The sequence below is a fragment of the Pontibacillus halophilus JSM 076056 = DSM 19796 genome (assembly GCF_000425205.1).
Lineage (GTDB): Bacteria > Bacillota > Bacilli > Bacillales > BH030062 > Pontibacillus_A > Pontibacillus_A halophilus.
Map to the genome: position 1 here is coordinate 116,500 of NZ_AULI01000010.1, position 18,838 is coordinate 135,337.

17 protein-coding genes and 1 riboswitch are annotated in these 18,838 nt (G+C 42.5%); of the genes, 6 read left to right on the forward strand and 11 right to left on the reverse strand.

Annotated elements, in window-relative coordinates; genetic code table 11:
* Positions 1 to 15: 15 nt before the first annotated feature.
* From H513_RS0111355 to H513_RS0111365, 3 genes are all read right to left on the reverse strand, one after another.
* The gene (locus H513_RS0111355) at positions 16 to 588 is read right to left on the reverse strand and encodes a TetR/AcrR family transcriptional regulator (RefSeq protein ID WP_026800862.1); all 573 of its coding nucleotides are present in this window, start codon (positions 586 to 588) and stop codon (positions 16 to 18) included.
* A gap of 78 nt (positions 589 to 666) precedes the next feature.
* A complete protein-coding gene (locus H513_RS0111360) occupies positions 667 to 1,443 on the reverse strand; it encodes an SDR family oxidoreductase (protein WP_026800863.1) in 777 nt (258 codons plus the stop codon).
* Position 1,444: 1 nt separating this feature from the next.
* Entirely contained in the window at positions 1,445 to 2,659 is a 1,215-nt protein-coding gene (locus H513_RS0111365; protein WP_026800864.1) for an acyl-CoA dehydrogenase family protein, read from the reverse strand.
* Between the two features lie 182 nt (positions 2,660 to 2,841).
* Here H513_RS0111365 and H513_RS0111370 point away from each other — a divergent pair, with 182 nt between their 5' ends.
* Positions 2,842 to 4,287: a hypothetical protein gene (locus H513_RS0111370; protein ID WP_026800865.1), complete on the forward strand. Its 1,446-nt coding sequence runs from the start codon at positions 2,842 to 2,844 to the stop codon at positions 4,285 to 4,287.
* 26 nt (positions 4,288 to 4,313) lie between these two features.
* Here the strand turns inward: H513_RS0111370 and H513_RS20110 are convergent, their stop codons facing one another.
* The 5 genes from H513_RS20110 to H513_RS0111395 form a co-directional block, all read right to left on the reverse strand.
* Positions 4,314 to 6,761, reverse strand: coding sequence for a bifunctional diguanylate cyclase/phosphodiesterase (locus H513_RS20110; RefSeq protein ID WP_051239917.1), 2,448 nt, complete (start codon positions 6,759 to 6,761; stop codon positions 4,314 to 4,316).
* 353 nt (positions 6,762 to 7,114) lie between these two features.
* Positions 7,115 to 7,621 (reverse strand): L,D-transpeptidase, encoded by a 507-nt coding sequence (locus tag H513_RS0111380; protein ID WP_026800866.1) that lies wholly within the window; start codon positions 7,619 to 7,621, stop codon positions 7,115 to 7,117.
* 47 nt (positions 7,622 to 7,668) lie between these two features.
* Entirely contained in the window at positions 7,669 to 8,622 is a 954-nt protein-coding gene (locus H513_RS0111385; protein ID WP_026800867.1) for an aromatic acid exporter family protein, read from the reverse strand.
* 47 nt (positions 8,623 to 8,669) lie between these two features.
* Positions 8,670 to 9,104 (reverse strand): BrxA/BrxB family bacilliredoxin, encoded by a 435-nt coding sequence (locus tag H513_RS0111390; protein WP_026800868.1) that lies wholly within the window; start codon positions 9,102 to 9,104, stop codon positions 8,670 to 8,672.
* Positions 9,105 to 9,167: 63 nt separating this feature from the next.
* The gene (locus H513_RS0111395; protein ID WP_026800869.1) at positions 9,168 to 10,922 is read right to left on the reverse strand and encodes an ABC transporter ATP-binding protein; all 1,755 of its coding nucleotides are present in this window, start codon (positions 10,920 to 10,922) and stop codon (positions 9,168 to 9,170) included.
* Positions 10,923 to 11,122: 200 nt separating this feature from the next.
* Positions 11,123 to 11,239: riboswitch (SAM riboswitch) on the forward strand.
* A 137-nt stretch (positions 11,240 to 11,376) separates the two neighbouring features.
* On the opposite strand from H513_RS0111395, the gene H513_RS0111405 reads away from it, so the two are divergent.
* From H513_RS0111405 to H513_RS0111420, 4 genes are all read left to right on the forward strand, one after another.
* Positions 11,377 to 13,107, forward strand: a complete 1,731-nt coding sequence (locus H513_RS0111405) for an O-acetylhomoserine aminocarboxypropyltransferase/cysteine synthase family protein (protein ID WP_026800870.1) — start codon at positions 11,377 to 11,379, stop codon at positions 13,105 to 13,107.
* A 112-nt stretch (positions 13,108 to 13,219) separates the two neighbouring features.
* Complete coding sequence (locus H513_RS20115) at positions 13,220 to 14,230, forward strand: homoserine dehydrogenase (protein WP_051239919.1); 1,011 nt, start codon at positions 13,220 to 13,222, stop codon at positions 14,228 to 14,230.
* Positions 14,231 to 14,236: 6 nt separating this feature from the next.
* Entirely contained in the window at positions 14,237 to 15,286 is a 1,050-nt protein-coding gene (locus tag H513_RS0111415; protein WP_026800871.1) for a homocysteine S-methyltransferase family protein, read from the forward strand.
* A gap of 471 nt (positions 15,287 to 15,757) precedes the next feature.
* Positions 15,758 to 16,924, forward strand: a complete 1,167-nt coding sequence (locus tag H513_RS0111420) for an acyl-CoA dehydrogenase family protein (protein ID WP_026800872.1) — start codon at positions 15,758 to 15,760, stop codon at positions 16,922 to 16,924.
* Positions 16,925 to 16,932: 8 nt separating this feature from the next.
* Here H513_RS0111420 and H513_RS0111425 read toward each other — a convergent pair whose 3' ends face one another.
* A complete protein-coding gene (locus tag H513_RS0111425; RefSeq protein WP_026800873.1) occupies positions 16,933 to 17,301 on the reverse strand; it encodes a hypothetical protein in 369 nt (122 codons plus the stop codon).
* 150 nt (positions 17,302 to 17,451) lie between these two features.
* Between H513_RS0111425 and H513_RS22100 the strand changes: the two genes are divergently transcribed.
* Positions 17,452 to 17,742, forward strand: a complete 291-nt coding sequence (locus H513_RS22100; protein WP_081658267.1) for a phospholipase — start codon at positions 17,452 to 17,454, stop codon at positions 17,740 to 17,742.
* Positions 17,743 to 17,911: 169 nt separating this feature from the next.
* On the opposite strand, the gene H513_RS0111435 is transcribed toward H513_RS22100, so the two are convergent.
* Both H513_RS0111435 and H513_RS21265 read right to left on the reverse strand, forming a co-directional pair.
* The gene (locus H513_RS0111435; protein WP_161625301.1) at positions 17,912 to 18,538 is read right to left on the reverse strand and encodes a phosphotransferase; all 627 of its coding nucleotides are present in this window, start codon (positions 18,536 to 18,538) and stop codon (positions 17,912 to 17,914) included.
* A 32-nt stretch (positions 18,539 to 18,570) separates the two neighbouring features.
* A partial coding sequence (locus H513_RS21265) for an ATP-binding protein (RefSeq protein WP_026800876.1) occupies positions 18,571 to 18,838 on the reverse strand: 268 nt, incomplete at its 5' end.

Below are 18,838 nucleotides of genomic sequence, written 5' to 3' on the forward strand. Positions count from 1 at the left end.
TATTCCTCCTCCGCCTCAAGTGCGAGGAGGTTGTAAGCCTTCTAACATCATGCTGACATAGATGTCTGTGAGCTCTTCTTCTGACACTTCACCATCTGGTTCATACCAGAAATAACTCCAGTTCACAATCCCAAGAATCCCGAAAGATACCATGTCGGCACGCAAGTCCTTCCTAAACTCTTCAGCACGAACGCCTTCTTCTACTAGCTGTTGCACGTTCCTCTGAAATAAATGTCGCTTCGGAAGGAGTTTAGCTGTATGATGGTCACTTAGATGTCGCATTTCCCTAAAGAAGACGCGAGCACTTTGCGCTTGTAGGCGTATGTTCTTGATGACCATGAGAACCGTGCTTCTCAATTTCTCTTTATAGCTCACCCCGTTCGCAAATAAGATTTGCTCCTGACGCTTCAATAACTCTTCTATAAACGTAAGGTGGATTTGCATGAGAACGTCTTCCTTGTTGTGGAAATAGTAATAAAATGTACCTTTCGTAACTCCATTCGCTTCTACAATATCTTGAATTGACGTTTCCAGAAATCCACGCTCTCCAAATAGCTCAATGCTTGTTTCCATAATTTTATCCTTCATGAGTAAATAATCCTCTCGTTGATTAATTTTCTGTTTCTTTAGAATAGTACCATCATTACTGCGATACGAGAAGGAGAATTAGCAAGAGGCGTGCATGCCCCCATCGACGACGAGCACATCTCCTGTTACATAATCAGAGGCCCTAGATGCTAAGAACAGCGCAGCGCCCTTCAAATCATCTTCAGAACCAAAGCGATTTAGCGGCGTTCGATCAAGAATAAAGTCTCCTCCATGTTCAAGCACGACTTTAGACATCTTTGTAGGAAAGAAACCAGGTGCAAGAGCATTGACTTGGATATTATGTGGACCCCATTTGACGGCCAGATCCTTCGTTAGGGTGATTACAGCTCCTTTACTGGCATTGTAGCCTACCGTATCCATGAATCTAGCATCAGCCCCACCAAGACCAGCTACAGAGCTAATGTTGATGATCTTCCCATGCCCTTGGTCCACCATCACCTTCCCGACCTGTTGGCTCATGAGGAACGTACCTGTCACATTGACCGTCATTACTTTGTCCCATGCTTCACGAGGCATCTCAAGAGCTGGCGCGCCCCACGTAGCTCCACTATTATTCACGAGAATATCAATTGAACCAAACGTTTCTTTCGTCGTTTGTACCACTTGAAGAACGTCCTCTTCCTTTGTAACATCACAGGCTAATCCTAACGTCTGAACCCCCATTTGAGCTAAGTCTTTCGCGACTTCTTCACAGGTCTCTTGCTTTCTTGAACAGACGACAACATTCGCACCAGCCTCAGCAAATCCTTCTGCAATTTGACGGCCTAACCCTCTTCCGCCTCCTGTTACAATCGCTGTCTTTCCTGTGAGTTCGAACAATTTCAGAACGTGCATTCTACCCCTCCTTATGATTTGCCATCTCCAACCTAGCAATTTGACGCCGATGTACTTCATCAGGTCCATCAGCCAAACGTAGTGTTCTGGCGTTCGCCCACTGAGCTGCGAGCGTAAAATCATCACTTACTCCGGCTCCCCCATGGGCTTGTATCGCGCGGTCTAGAACCCTTAAGGCCAAGGAAGGTGCTACCACTTTAATCATTGCGATTTCCTTCTTGGCAACTTTATTGCCTACCGTATCCATCATGTATGCTGCCTTTAAGGTTAATAGGCGGGCTTGCTCAATCTCAATTCTAGAGTCGGCAATCCATTCTTGAACGACACCCTGGTCAGCAATTTTCTTTCCGAAAGCCTCTCTACTTTGTACGCGCTTACATAAATCTTCAAGCGCACGCTCAGCCGCACCAATCAATCTCATACAATGATGGATTCTCCCTGGGCCAAGTCGACCTTGCGCAATGGCAAATCCTTTCCCCTCATCCCAAATTAGGTTTTCCTTTGGCACGCGGACATTTGAGAACTGAATTTCTGCATGCCCGTGTGGAGCATGGTCATACCCATATACAGGTAGCATCCGTTCAATCGTTACGCCTTCAGTATCTAGCGGAACTAGAATCATAGATTGTTGTTCATATTTCGGTGCTTCTTTGTCTGTCTTCCCCATAAATATAGCAACCTTACATCTAGGGTCTCCAGCTCCTGAGGACCACCATTTAGTTCCGTTAATGAGATAGGAATCACCATCTCGCTCAATGAGCGCCTCGATATTCGTCGCATCAGATGAAGCTACATCTGGTTCCGTCATTGAAAAGCAAGAACGAATCTCCCCATCTAATAAGGGGCGTAGCCACCTTTCTTTCTGCTCATCCGTTCCATACCGATCTAGCACTTCCATGTTCCCTGTATCAGGAGCGTTACAATTAAATACTTCTGGCCCAATTAAGGAACGCCCCATAATCTCACACAACGGTGCATACTCAAGGTTGGTTAATCCTGCTCCATTCTCCGAATGAGGAAGGAATAAATTCCACAATCCTTCTTCTTTCGCTTTCTTCTTTAGTTCCTCCATAACAGGTGGTACTGCTTCCCATCTTGATGATTGAGAATCTAGTTGTTCCTCGTATAAGCGTTCATTCGGATACACGTAGTCACGCATGAATTGCTCCAAGCGTTCCATATATTCCTTGACCTTGTCACTATACTCAAAGTTCACCACTTTCACCCCTGAAGCATACTAACCGGTTAGTATGTAGTTGCTTTCATCATATCTTTATTTATCTGAAAATTCAAGAGATTAAACTCGTAAGCTTTCCACCTTTTATTTATCTACTATCTCGGTATGTGCTAAAGTAGTATGTAATAGATGACCATTTTTATCCAGGAGAGAGGGAGACTATGCCCAACCGCATTAAACTTGGAATCGCTGCATTTATATGTATCGGATTTGGCATCACCTATTATCTGTCGAGTGACGACACACAATCTAAAAACCCCGATTTACTATATGCAAATTCAATTGATGAAGTTGAGGCTTATTACGAGAAAACAATTCCACGTTATGCCCTGATGAAAGAGTTGAAGAAGGTCCAAGAGATTAACAAAACGTACTCCCTACGAAATCACCTTCAAAAGCTTCATTTAAATAAAGCTTTGGTATATGACCAAGATATTGTTCTCTTGTATCATGTTGACTTAGAGCGGCAAGCCGAATCCGTCAAAGAAGAAGATTTGTTGCATATTCAGTCGATTATATTAGACGATCAACCCGAATGGCACGACAGACAAACGTTGTTCAAATTTATAAAGAGAAATGAAGGTATCATCTACAACGGTTCTTACTATCACGCAGCGACCATCCCAAACGTCCTATCCCCTAACGTGCAGTATGATGGAAAGGACCCTTTCTACGCCGACATAAATACAGTAACTGAAACGCTCCAAGCAAGTCTTGAAATCGCATACGGAGCAGGGTTATCAGAAGAGAATGATAATCGTGATACTTACAAAGTCCCGAAAGCCTCCTTTTCGCTATCGTACCACCCTAGAGACGATTTCATTAGAACCGTGAACATAGACGAAATCTTACACTTACCCTCTTCCTTTCCATCCATCTATATGGATAAGCTAATGCTTGGCTTTCGAGGAAACATCGCAACTGGTTCTAGTGAATCTTTAAACGAAACACTCGTTCACATGACTGCAGACCTTTCTATTAAAGACGAGGAAGTTGCATTTTACGGGTATGAACAGAACCAATCGAGAACCAATCAAGAAGGAACTCCGTTATTGTTTTACTCCACATCGTTCAATTCTACACGAGAGTTACTAGAAGCAGAGACAATGGAATTACACATAAAAGAACTAATCACCTACGACCAACTCAATAGTGAGATGACATTTACAATTCCAACTGCTGTAGTAAACCTTTCAAACCAGAGCACGGAGGCTCCCCTACCGAAGGGACATATACTCACTACGTATCAAGATATTATCTTTACGCTCCAACATGTAGCTATGAATGATTACGGTGTGACCTTGTACATCGAGATGGACGATTCAAACGCTGAAAAGACAATTCCCTCAGACTTCCGGAAGTTCAATTTCATTAAGAATAATGAACAGAGTCCCCCTGTACCTATGAGCACTACAATTACAAATGAAAAGGGCGAAGAAGCTACAGCTAGCGAAATGAAATCTAAACAAAGGAACAATACAACCGTACTGACGCTTCCAATCGATTTCGTCAAGAACTCTGAAATGATTACCGTTAAAACGATGAATATCCCCCTTATTCACCCTATAAATGAGACTTTCACGGTCGAGTTAAGCAATCATAAATGAACAGGAAAAGCCTAGCTTCTTGTAAGCTAGGCTTTCGCATACTGATTGGCTTCATGGTCTTTAACTAGCGAGATAATCTCAGCTGCCGGAAGCGGTCGACTAAAATAATAGCCTTGATATTCATGGCACGATTGTTGTTGAATGAATTTCAGTTGATTCTTTGTCTCAATACCCTCTGCAACAACGTTTAAATTTAATTTAGAAGCCATGTTGATAATTGTATCCACTACAGCTTGGTCTTTCGTATTGTAATCCACCGTCCTAATAAAGGAACGATCGATCTTCAATGTATCGAGAGGGAACTCTTTCAAATAACTCAAAGAAGAATAACCTGTTCCGAAATCATCAAGTGATAATTTAATCCCCATTTCTTTCAACTTCTCCAAGATGGGCCGTGCCCGATTAAAGTTCTGCACAACACTTTCTGTCAACTCTAACTCTAAATAATGTGGTGCGAGTCCTGTTTGTTCAAGGACTCGTTGGATAGTTGAGATGAATGTTGGCTGATTAAATTGAACGGCAGAAATGTTTACAGAGATGTGTGTGAACGAGTATCCTTGTTGAAGCCAATCATGAAATACGGTACAGGCTTGAAGGAGTATTTGTTCTCCTAATGGAATAATCAAGTTCGTTTCTTCAGCCAAAGGAATAAATTCCGCCGGAGACACGGTCCCGAGGGTCGGATGATTCCACCGAACGAGCGCTTCAAAACCGTTGACCTTTCCCGAGCTGACGTCTACTTTGGGTTGATAATAGAGCTCCATCTCTTTGTTCTCCAAGGCCTTTCTGAGACCAGTCTCTATCACCATCTTCTTAGAAATGGCGTCGTTAATTTCTTGTGTATAGAAGAAATACCGATTGCCACCCTCTTTTTTCGCTTGGTACATCGCTGTATCTGCATGGGTAATCAAGGCATCTGACGTACCATCTTCTGGGTAAAGACTAATCCCAATTGATGGGGTACTATAAAGTTCAATCTCCTCCACCCAAATGGGTTCCCGATAAGCGGATATAATCTTATCTGCAATTAGACCAGCTTGATAATGGGTAGTTTGGGGAAGAACGACTACAAATTCATCTCCACTTTGTCGAGCTAGAGTGTCCTTTTCTGTTAGACAGGATTTCGTTCGCTTAGCTATTTCAATTAACAATTTGTCTCCTACACGGTGACCATAGACATCATTAATTTGTTTAAAGCGGTCAAAGTCGATAAACATCACAGCCACTTGTTCATCGTGTAATTTAGCCTGGGAGACACAGGAATCAATTTGTTCAAGAAGCATTCGTCGGTTCGGCAACTCCGTTAAATCATCTTGATAGATGAGCTTTTGAATCTGTTCTTCCGCTTCTCTCCGCTCCGTAATATCCCGAATAATGCCAGTATAGTACGTATCCTCTGAGCTATGGAACGTAGAAAGCGATAGTTCGATGGGAAAGCGCTCTCCACTTGAACGAACGCCTTCTAATTCAACTGTCTTCCCGACATACCTCTCCTGGATACGCCGGGGGGATTCCGAGTGGTGCGTTTCTTCATCTTGAAGCGCCGTAGGTACCACCTTAGCAAATGATTCGTGCATGATAGCTCCGCTTGTATATCGAAAGATTTGTTCAGCCGCTTCATTCCATGCAAGAATTTCACCTCGTTCGTCCACGGTCACGACCCCATCATTTGCAGATTCAATAATTGAACGGTACATTTGATCTGCCATCTTAAGACGCAAGGAAGTCGATTCAACTTTCGCTTCGTACTGTATGAGCGTAATCATAAACGCTATAATGAACATAATTCCTGCCGCAATTAAGTATCCCAATGTTACTGGTTCAATAATAGTACTGTCATCGACGACTACAGCGCTCGTCTGGTGATAGAAGGTAGCAGATTCCATCCCGGTATAATGCATCCCTGAAATAGCAATCCCCATCACCACCGCACTTACCCAAGAGAACCAATGATAAGGCTTCTTAGCACGTTCTCCTTTAGAAATGTACCCAAACAATTGAAGCGCCACGAATGACGCAAACCACGCAATCGCAACGGATGCAATTACAAGACGATTGTCATACACAATCGTGGCGCCCATCTGCATGGCTTCCATCCCCACATAGTGCATCGACGTAATGCTAAGGCCAATTAACGTTGCTCCAACAAAGTTATATCGGATACGGTCGTATCCTCTGCTAATAATATAGAGAGCCACAAAGCTTGATCCAATGGCACACAAGATACTTAGAATTAGCAACCAAGTATCATAGGTGACAACCATATCCATTTCATAAGCAAGCATCGCTACGAAATGCATGGACCAAATACCAGCTCCAAAGGTAAGACTACCTCCAAATATCCACATGTATCGTAACATTCCTCTGGAACGTACGAGACGTTTAACGATTTGTAATGCTGTATACGAGGACATGATGGACACTGCAATGGACAGGATTACTAACCAAACGTTATAGACTCCTTCCATCTCCATTAAACCCTCTCCTTTCTATCCAGTTGACCCCGACATGATTAAGAATCTTAATCACAGCATGTTCTAGAAACGAACACGCCTTACAATAGAGTCTTCGTGCACTTACAGGTGATTCATACTCTTCGAACTCACCTACGCTGCCATATCATGTTGATAGGTACCTCTCGATTATCCTTAAAGAAACGGAAAAAATAAACTCTTTTTCTACAAAATTTATAAGAAGTTTAAAAATAGTGAACAGGTGAGAGACGATTCTCTCAACTGCCTTTGAAATTCTTCTGTTATCGCATTCAAGGGGGGTCAATACAATAGAGAAAGGGACCACCGCATTTCATACACGGTAGTCCCTTTCTCTATTGAATCGCCTTATATGTCTTTCCTAAACTTTCAAAGCTTTCATCAGTTGTTGTCACAAGTATTTTGGTTCCAATTGGAATATTGTCGAATAACCCTTCCACATCTTTATTATTCATACGTATACAGCCATTTGATACATACTTCCCAATGGACGAAGGGTTATTCGTGCCATGCACCCCATAAATTCGACCATCTGTATCTAGTGCGTCAAAGCCAATCCACCGTGAGCCTAGAGGATTTCTAGGATCCCCTCCTGGGATATTCTTTTTGCGATAGTATGGATTTTTGGCTTTCACTGTAATCGTATGAAGTCCTTCTGGGGTCAATTCTTCCGTCTTTCCTGTGCCAACGGGATATACGCCTTGAACGGCACCATCATTAATATACGCAAGTTCATTTGTTGCTTTATTTACGATTAGAAATGGATATCCAACAGCAGGGTTTTCGCCGACCGGCCATATTGGGGAAACGGTTAGTAAAATAAATACGAGCAAGCTCTGCATACCATCACCACTTTCGGTTCCTTTAGCATAGCTTGCCCGATTTGAAATTAGATATCGCTCTTTTTAAACAATCGCTTAATGATTAAATATTGTTCAATTGTATTTAACAATGAAAATAACGTTGCCCGTGTCTCAAATTCTTCCCTTGACTTCGGCAATTCCGTTTCTCGGAACGTTTCCTTCATATCTCGAATCTGTTCGAGAAACAACACTGCTGTATTTCCTGGATGTACAGAATCTGATAGCTCTTCAAAGAAATCTGCCATAATCATACTTTGTTGATTGGCACTTGGAACACGCGTGATTAATGCAAGCATCCCTTCTAACAGCTCGAATTGCTTCTGTCTCATTTGAAAGTAATGATAATAAGGATGATGATTGCGAAGCAGGTGATTCTCAACATCTTTAAAGGCAATGGACTTCGCTTTCTCTAATAAATCTGCTGTTTGTGTGATTTCTGTTCCCGTCCACTGCAAGTCTCCAGTCCGTAAGAAAGCAGCAATCTCTTTTAGAATTTTGCTGAAGTTGGCTTCGATTTGCTTTTGCTTTGTATGTAGATCTCCTTCAAGGCTAGGCATGTAGACGTTAAATAATACAGCCACACCAATTCCAACAACAATGAGCATAAATTCATTAAGCAACGTACTAACAGTAATGGTACTTGCTCCATAGAGGTGCAAGATAATGACAGAGCTTGTCACAATTCCTTCTTGAATCTTTAGCTTTACCGTAGCAGGGATAAAAACTAATAGCATAAGACCAATGATGTACGGTTGGTAGCCCAAGAATTCGAAGAACAGATAAGACAGCCCCATTGCAAGCATACAGGCGAGAAACCGACTAGACGCACTTGTGACAGACCGTTTTCTCGTATTTTGTATACACAATATAGTTAGGATTCCGGCTGAAGCAAAGTTCGTCAATGATAATAATTCTGCAATCCAGATTGCAATCGGAGTTCCAATAGCTGTTTTTATTGTCCGATATCCAATTTTCACGATGGTCCTCTCCTAAACGATAAAAAGATGGTCATAGCAGACCATCTTCTTTATATTTCTTCGCAATGTTCGTCAAAGATTGATTGAAGCTTGCCAACTACTTCCATCGGCTGGAATCCCTCGATATCATGACGCTCAACCATTGTCACAATCTTTCCATCTTTAAGTAAAGCAAATGATGGAGAACTTGGAGGAAAGCCTTCAAAGTATTCGCGAGCACGTTCCGTCGCTTCACGGTCTTGACCAGCGAATACAGTCACAAGTCTGTCTGGTCGTTTATCATAGTGAATGGCATGCGTTGCTGCTGGACGTGCAACGCCTCCTGCACAGCCACATACAGAATTAATCATCACAAGTGTAGTCCCTTCTTGTTGAAGAGTCTCATCTACTTGTTCTGGAGTCGTTAACTGTTCGTAGCCAGCACGCTCAATTTCCATACGAGCTTGACCTACGATATCATCCATAAAAATATTAAAGTTATTCATCTACATGACTCCTTTTTCTAGAGTTCGTTCCATCCATTATCATACCAATTTCTGCATAGGCTTTCAATCGAAAAGAGCGCGGTTTTCGAGCTCTTTCACGTGGAGTTGCTGGTCTGCAAATTGCCGATATGTAGCATGGGTGCGGTACAATTCTTCATGGGTCCCCTTCCCAGTGATTGCCCCCTGGTCTAGAAAAATGAGCTGATCTGCGTTTACGACTGTAGAAAGACGATGTGCAATCACAATGGTCGTTCGGCCTTTCATCAAGTTATTCAAAGCCTGTTGGACCACTTGCTCCGCTTTACTATCAAGACTTGACGTTGCTTCATCAAGGAGAAGCAATTCAGGATCACGAATAAGGGCTCTGGCAATACCAATCCGCTGTCTCTGTCCGCCTGACAACTTCATCCCACGTTCCCCTACCTCTGTGTCATATCCATTTGGCAGTTGTTCGATAAACTGGTCTGCATAGGACATAACTGCAACCTGTCGAAGCTCCTCTTCTGTTACGTCTCTTTCCACCCCATACACAATATTCTCTCTAATCGTACCTGATAGAATAGGACTCTCTTGTGAAACATATCCGATTCTCTTTCTCCACTCTGCCAAGTCGTATTCCTGAATTGCTTGTTCCCCATGTCGAATCCCTCCAGACGTGGGACTGTAGAATTGTTCCATCAACGCGAAGAAGGTCGTTTTCCCACTTCCACTTGGTCCGACAAGTGCAGTAGTCGATTGATTAGGGATGGTGAAAGATAAATCTCGAAGCACATCGGACTCGTTCCCGTAGCCAAAGGATACATCGTCGATGACAATGGGTTGATTAAACCCTTCAAATGACACTCCCCCATCATACTCTTCTTCCTCTTCATCCAAGATAAATTGAACCCGCTCCATCGCTCCAACAGCCTTCTGCAGTTGAGTGAAGAAGTTTGTAAACCGGCTAAGTGGGACCACTATTTGGAAGAGGTATAGGATAAATGCTACTAAATCTCCTGCAGTTAACGTGCCATTAGACACTCGATAACCACCATACCCTAAGACAATGACCAGCATCCCCATCATAATAAAGGACATTAATGGGATGACGATTGCCTGGATTCTCGCTTCCTTCAGTCCATACTGGAATAGTGTACGGATGGCCCCGAAGCCATTCTCTTGCTCACGGCTTTCCGCATTCGATGCTTTAACAAGGCGAATCTCTGACAACACTTGGCTTACAAGGGATGTAAAGCTTGCAGTCTCATCTTGGAGTGACTTTGAAATCTTATACATCTTACGAGCTAGAGGAACAATGACTCCAATCGCAAGAGGCACAGTCACAAGCATAACAAGCGTCATCTGCCAATCTAAGTAGATTAGAATGGCAACAGCACCAATAATCGAAATGATTCCAGTGAAGAAGTCAACTAGGTGGTCGGTTATCAGGTTCTTGACGATACTTGTATCATTTGTAATTCGACTAATTAATTCTCCTGATTTGTTGTCATCATAAAACGGTACGCGTAAGGAAAGGTGCTTCTTCCATAACCGCTCCCTTAGTCTCGCAACAAGTTGTTGGCCGATATAATTTAACAGATAAATTGAGACTCCGTTAGCAATCGACTGCAGCACAAATACAATGACTAACCCAACAATCATCCATGTCTTTATATTCTGGATGTCAAATCCATCTACAAATGATTTCGTTAGCATAGGAATAAGTAAGCCCACAATGGTTGCCACGACGCTCAACGTCACAGCAATTAGCATACGAGCTACGCTTGGTTTCGTTTCTCGAATAAGCTTGATAAATGATACAACGGTCTGTTTATTCATACAGTTTAATTCCGTCTTCCCTTCTATGTATACCTCTCTTTACTTTACCCCTTTTCTTTATGTAGGACAATTTATGAATGTTAGCCAAATCAAGCGGTTGAATTGAAAGATAAAATAGAATTTTCAAAATAATTGTTGACGTAGTTTTCTTCATGGCCTATAATCCTAATCAAGCACAACACGTGCTCACAATTTCATAGCTCTTATCGAGAGAGGCAGAGGGACTAGGCCCTACGACGCCCAGCAACCATCAAGTGTAAGTATCACTTGAAAAGGTGCTAATTCCTACAGGTCAACGTTGATCTGACAGATAAGAGGAGGACGAATCGTACAACACAACCTCTTCTTAATGAAGAGGTTTTTTTATTTTCTCCTCCCCCTTCTGTACCTGTTGTGACCTAGGTAGCTTTGTTTGGTTCAGAGAATTAAAAATTATCTGAGGAGGAACTTCTTTATGTCATTACCTTTCCACACGTACAAACCAGATACGCTTAGTCTACACGGTGGACAGCAACCGGATCCAACTACAGGTTCTCGCGCTGTGCCGATTTATCAAACGACCTCTTATGTATTTAGAGACACAGAACACGCGCAGAATTTATTTGCATTAGCGGAACCTGGGAACATTTATTCAAGGATTGGGAATCCAACCGTTGATGCGTTTGAACAGCGAATTGCATTGTTAGAGGATGGTGTCGCGGCAGTAGCCACATCTTCTGGAATGGCAGCCATTACACTCGCCATTTTAAATGTGGCAGAAGCTGGGGATGAAATTGTTGCGTCTACTCACCTGTATGGAGGTACCTACAATTTACTAGCGAATACGCTACCTCGTTATGGAATAAACGTCACATTCGTAGATGGTGAGGAACCGGCTCGATTTAAAGATGCAATCACTTCGAAGACGAAAGCCATCTTTGCTGAAACGATTGGCAACCCTAGCTTGCATGTGCTCGATATAGAAGCTGTTGCAGACATTGCACACGAAGCAGAAATTCCACTTATCGTAGATAATACCTTTGCCACTCCGCTAGGGTGCCAACCTTTAAATTGGGGTGCAGATGTTGTGGTCCACTCGGCAACAAAGTGGATTGGTGGACATGGTACGACGATTGCTGGTGTCGTGGTCGATGGTGGAAGATTTAATTGGAACAATAAGAAGTTCCCTGGATTTACTGAACCGGATCAAAGCTACCATGGGATTCGCTATGGAGTCGATGTTGGTTCAGCTGCATTTGCAACGAAACTGCGCGTTCAACTCCTTCGTGATATTGGGGCAGCTCTTAGTCCTCACAGTGCTTTCCTGCTGTTGCAAGGAATTGAAACGTTACCACTAAGACTCACAAGACATACCGAAAATGCGCAATGGATTGCTGAGCAATTAAACGAACATCCAGGTGTTGATTGGGTCAGTTATCCAGGACTCGAGAATCACCCAGCTCATGAGTTAGGAAAGAAATACCTATCAAATGGATTCGGCTCAATTGTCGTATTTGGAATACGAGGTGGGCGTGAAGAAGGACGAAAAGTCATTGATTCTATCAACCTATTCTCACACCTAGCGAATGTTGGAGATGCGAAGTCGCTGATTATTCATCCTGCTTCCACGACCCACCAGCAGTTGAACGAAGAAGATTTAAGAAAGACTGGCGTACGTGAGGAAATGATTCGACTGTCAATTGGTCTAGAAGACCGAGAAGATTTGTTACAGGACTTGACAGACGCCATTGAGAAAGCGACCGATACAACCAAACCTCCAGCGAAGAGCCCAAACGACTTAACAGACTTGCATGTATTAGCTTCTTCGCTATATAGAGATGAATCAACTGTTCGTCCAAAGTCGATTGCAGTAGTTGGCGCAAGACACGTATCAGACCCTATTGTTCTTACTAGCCTAACGAAACTAGCGAGGCTTGGTTTCCATGTGAAGTTCTTGGATGATGCGCCAGACGAATTTGAGCACTTCGAAACCATTTCTAGTCTGAATGAAGAGGATATTATCTACATCCTAGCAGAAGAGGATGAGGCATTCACTCGTATTCAAGAAGCCCGTCAATCCATCATTCTATCAAACAGAAAGCTCGTCTCGAATCCTACCTTCCATGTGTATGAAGAGATTGATGCTTATGAAGTAGCCATTCAACTTAGAACGACAGGTACCATTACTGATGTAGTCACAACCTAAGAAGGGGATCCCCCCTTCTTTCCTCTTAAGCTTCGCACCACACCTCCGTCAGCTTGACGGGCGAGGCAAGAGTGGGAACGATTTCATAATTCGATCGTACGGGAGGAATGACATGGCCACAATTAAAATTGCACTACTCGGGTTCGGCACAGTTGGGAGAGGTGTCTATGAGGTAATTCAATCTCATCAGAACACGCTATACGAACAAACCGATTCTCACATCGAAGTGAGCGCTGTTCTCGTTCAACATCCCAACCAGCAACGGGAGCTACCTGAACACATACTTGTAACAGACTCGATAGAAGACATTCTAAAGACAGACATTCACATTGTTATTGAAGCCATTGTAGGAGAGAATCCTGCCTATCCTTATTTGAAACAGGCAATCGAGAAAGGATGCCATGTCATCACGGCTAACAAAGCGATGTTTGCTAATCACGGTGATGAATTAAATCAACTCGCTACAGAACATGGTGTCAAGGTCGGCTACGAAGCAACAACCGCTGGCGGTATTCCAATCATCCGAACGTTACAGCAACTTCGGGTGAATCAAGTACAGCGGATTGAAGGAATCCTGAATGGAACGTCTAACTATATCCTCTCTAAGATGGCAGATGAGCAGCTAGAGTTTGATGATGCTTTGGCACAAGCTAAGGAGTTAGGCTATGCAGAAGCAGATCCAGCTAATGACATTGAAGGGCTTGATGCCTTTTACAAGCTTATGATTTTAAGCGATACCGCTTTCTCCAGTCAGCCAGATTGGTCGGATGTGATGATTAACGGAATTAAAGGCATTACGTTAGACCACATAAAAGAAACGATTTCTTCCGGTAAAGTCATTAAACATGTAGCAACAATCCAGAATGAAGATGGTGCGCTCAGGGCATCTGTCCAACCAATGCTCCTTAGCCCTGATCACCCGCTTGCTTCTATTAAAGGTGTCGATAACGCCATTACCATCGACACAGACTTGCTCGGGAAGGTTACCCTACAAGGTCCTGGAGCTGGTCGTTATCCGACTGCAAGTGCGTTACTCGAAGACCTTGTATCTGTAGTAAAAGAAGAAGTTCAGACGTCCGTGCCCTATCGCTTACAGAAACACTTACAAATTGTGAAAGGATGATTGAATATGAAACGAAGCTTAGAACAACGACTGCAAGACGGCCCTGTAATTTGCGGAGAAGGTTATTTATTTGAACTTGAACGAAGAGGTTATCTTCAGGCAGGCTCTTTCGTTCCAGAAGTTGCACTTGATAACCCAGAAGCTTTGAAACAAACGTATCGTGACTATATGAATGCAGGTTCCGATGTTGTCCTTGCGTTTACATACAACGCTCACCGAGAGAAAATGCGCATTATTGGGAAAGAAGATTACCTTGAGCCGTTGAACCGTCAGGCAATTCGGCTTGCGAAAGAAGTAGCGAAGGAAAATGAAGAAGAAGAAGCGCTCGTAGCTGGGAACATCTCGAACACGAATGTATTTGACTCAGATGACCAGGCAAGTAAAGATCTCGTTCGCAACATGTTCGACGAAATGGTGGGTTGGTGTAAAGAAGAAGGTGTCGATTTCATCAATGGGGAAACGTTCTATTATTATGAAGAGGCCCTCATTGCGTTAGAAGTTATTCAGAGCCATGGACTTCCTGCTGTAATAACGTTCGGATTGATGGGTGAAAACGTTCTACGAGATGGATATTCAGTCGAAGAAGGTGCTCGTCTTCTACAAGAACAAGGTGCACTCGTTGTCGGCATGAACTGCTTCCGTGGGCCACAAACGATGCAGCCTTATGTCGAGAAGATTCGTCAACATACAGATGGATACGTAGCCGCATTACCAGTACCGTATCGTACAACTGAGGAACACCCTACTTTCTTTAATCTTCCTGACGGTGGATGCTCTTGTCACTTACCAACTGAAACAACGTTCCCTACATCGTTAGATCCGCTGTATACAAATCGTTATGAGTTAGCAGCGTGGGCGAAGGAAGCAAAGGAAAGTGGCGTAAATTATTTCGGTCTTTGTTGCGGCGCCTCCCCTTCCATGTTACGAGAAGTTGCTGAAACTGTAGGACGAGTAGCACCTAACTCAAAATACTCTCCTAATATGGAGAAACATTTCTTATTTGGTACAGACGACACGTTGAAATCACATAACCAAGAGTACCGCTCGAAAGCATAATCGAACAGCCAAGGGATCGTATCCCTTGGCTGTTTAATTATTTATTAGAGGTTCCTTCTGCCCCAATGAACTTGGCTTGTAGTATTAACTAGGAAACTCGTGAATTAGTGGTAACAGTCGTATCCTTTATTATCACAATTCTCCCCTACACTTTTACCTAACGCGACTTACCTAATTTCTAAATATGAATTCTGTTTCGGTGACTCTACTGAAACGGGGTTCGGCTTCTGATTCGTTGATTGGCGTATGACTCGAGCACAGTCATCTAATGATTCTATCAATAATATAAGAGAGACAATCAATTAGTTTATAAAGGCTATTCATTTAAGATTAGGAGCTTCAGTAAGTTCTACCATTGATCTTGATGGACCTAGAATCAAATCTCAGCCCACCCTTCAAAACACAACATTAGAATAATTCCGATAGATTTTGTATGATTTATATAGAACCTGTAGCTTGGAGGAATGTTGGATGAACGAATTGTATACCCCCTTTATAAGAACAGAGCGGCACAAGGCCCTCTTTATGAAAGTTGAAGAATTGGCTAAATTCGCGAAGAAGTATTCGAAAGAAATGGATGAACAAGCTGATTTCTCACCAGAAGTGCTCAACAAATTGAAAGAGTCAAATTATGTATCATGGCCTTTGTCTCTGCAAGATGGAGGGAAAGAGCTAACCCTTTACGAACTGCTCTTATTACAGGAGCGTCTTGCCGTAGGCGATGGAGCAACAGCTCTTTCGATTGGATGGCATATGAACGGAGTGATGGAACTAAGGGACGAAAGAATGTGGTCAGACGAACTGTATCAATGGCTTGCGAAAGAAGTCGGCACCAACAAGAAAGTATTAAACCGGATTGCGACTGAGCCCGCAACAGGTAGCCCAGCAAGAGGCGGTCGACCTGAAACAACAGCTGTTAAGAATGGAAGCCAGTACGTAATCAATGGGCGCAAAACGTTTACGTCTATGGCTAGCGTATTGGATTATTACCTTGTATCGGCGTACTTGCCAGAAGAAGATGGCATTGGCTGGTTTATGATTGATGCGAAAACGCCTGGTATCAAGGTAGACCCCACCTGGAATACGGTCGGAATGCGTGGTACGGGAAGCCATGACTTACTTCTTTCAGACGTATCCATTTCAGATAAATACCTTGTAGAAACTGGCAGGAACAAAAGCACGACTCCTAAAGGATGGTTGATGCATATCCCTGCTTGTTATATCGGAATTGCCATTGCTGCACGTAATGATGCGATTGAATTCGCTAAGAATTTTCAGCCTAATACGTTAAACACTCCGATCTCAGAAGTGCCCCACATCCAAGATAAAATTGGTCAAATGGAACTAAAGCTCCTTCATGCTCGTTCCTTTATGTACAGCGTTGCTGACCAGTGGGATCGTTACCCCGACCAAAGAGAGAGGTTAGGTCCATCTATACAAGCGGTGAAAACCGTCGTTACAAATGCAGCTACTGAAATCGTGGATTTGGCAATGCGCATCGCAGGAGGACGGGGGCTATCGAAAGACTACCAGTTTGAGAAGTATTACCGTGATGTGCGCGCAGGGCTTCATAATCCTCCAGCAGACGATTCTGTCCTAATGAATTTAGCCAAGCATGCTCTAAACGAACATGAATAAACGGACTCCTATAGGAGTCCGTTTTCTTTATTTAGTGATTGTTCACTATCTGTCATTAATCGCTTCTCAAAGAAATAGAACGCCAACAGGTTTATAAATCCGAAACATAAACTACCTATCACCGCCACTTCAGAGCCTTTGGTCATATTCTCAATCGATGACCACTCAACTCCTTGTAACCTTAACAGTTCTACCGCTTGCCAAATATAAATACTTCCAAGAATTGACAGAAAACTCGCAATGGCTCCTACAATTAAGAATACCAACGCCACAAAGGGAATCGGGTTGCTCTTTCTTGTCTTCTTAATACCAAGTATAGAAGTAATCAATAACAAAACCATTCCCATCATGATGTAAACGCCTACAGTAAATAGCATCAATCTTCCCGCCCTTCTCCTACTCTATTTGTCTAGTCTATGAGAAGTATGGCGGTTTCATACATTGTGTATACCTAGATAAACGAACAAACCAATGGGAGCACCTCCGAATAGAATAGAAACGAAGGCAATGAAAAGGAGGGTGAGAGCATGCCCAAACGTCAAACGCGTCCATCGTCCCCGTTCAAGTTCTGCTTATTCCCAGGTTACCGCTATTGCGGACCTGGATGTTCAGGACCAGGGGCTCCCTTCAACGGTGCCGATGCTTGTTGCAAAGCACACGATGAATGTTATCGAAAGCATGGAAGGTCTTGCTTATGTGATTTAAAGTTCATGCGGTGTCTCGAGTCTCGTATAAATCCCCACACACGAGAAGGCCGCCAAGCCAGACTCATGCACAACTACATGAGACTACAAACCCGACGTTGCCATGAATTATAATAACAAGGTAAATCGAATAACTTTGGACAGCAAAATCACACAAGAAAACGCAGAGGAATATCAACCTCTGCGTTTTTGATGTTCTAATGACTTGTTTTTCAACTAAAGCACCCTTTAGTTAAAGAAGCTAAATAGCATTTTCAACTTATAACTAAAGCAAAGTGCTCAATTATTCAAGGCGTGATTTCCATTTTTTAATGTAACTCTCGATAATTTGTTTTTTATCCAAATTATCTTTAAAGGACGGGAAAATAAATGTTTCATATAAAGACAAATAGTAACTAGGGGCAATTGTTTTCAAAGTGCAATACTCATAATAGAGGTTTTCTTTAGTATCGTACTCCGTCCAATGTTCTAAGTATTCAATAAGTAATTGCTCGGCTTCAGTATTTGAAAAAAATTCTTTCACTTCTTCTAACAGCACTATAATACTAAGAAAAGGATGTGAAATTGTACTGTCTGACCAATCGTAAATCTTAGGTTCATTATTATGAATAATAATATTTCCACCAAAGAAATCCCCATGTTCTATTGTGGATGGTATATTTGTAGATTCTATTCGATTACATTTACTAAAAATTTTCGGAAGTCGACTAATAAATTGAGAGTAGGTGTGATCTGTTATGTATTTTGTCTCGTGTAAGCTATCTAACGAAGATTTAAGGTACTCTCGAATAATGGTTGATACTGATCTTTCAGGACAATCCATTCCTTGTAATTTGGTAACATGCGAAACTGATTCTTTTTGTATTTTTGCTAATTGTGTTTTGCAAGAGAAAAGTACATAATAATGCAATGAAAAATACATAAGCTTGCCAGCCGATATTTTTAGTAGTTTTGTCTGGATAATGCATGGCTAACCCGGTAGCTATCTCCTGAAAATGTAAGTACATGAGCGTGGTGTATGACACGATCAACTAAAGCTGCTGTTAGCCTCGAGTCTACAAATATTCGATTCCACTGACTAAATTCCAAATTTGAAGTGATAATGATGCTCTTCTGCTCGTACCAATCGGTGATGAGTTGAAATAGAAGCTCGGCTCCTTCTTTACTGAATGGAATGTATCCCATCTCATCTAAAATAATTAGATCTACT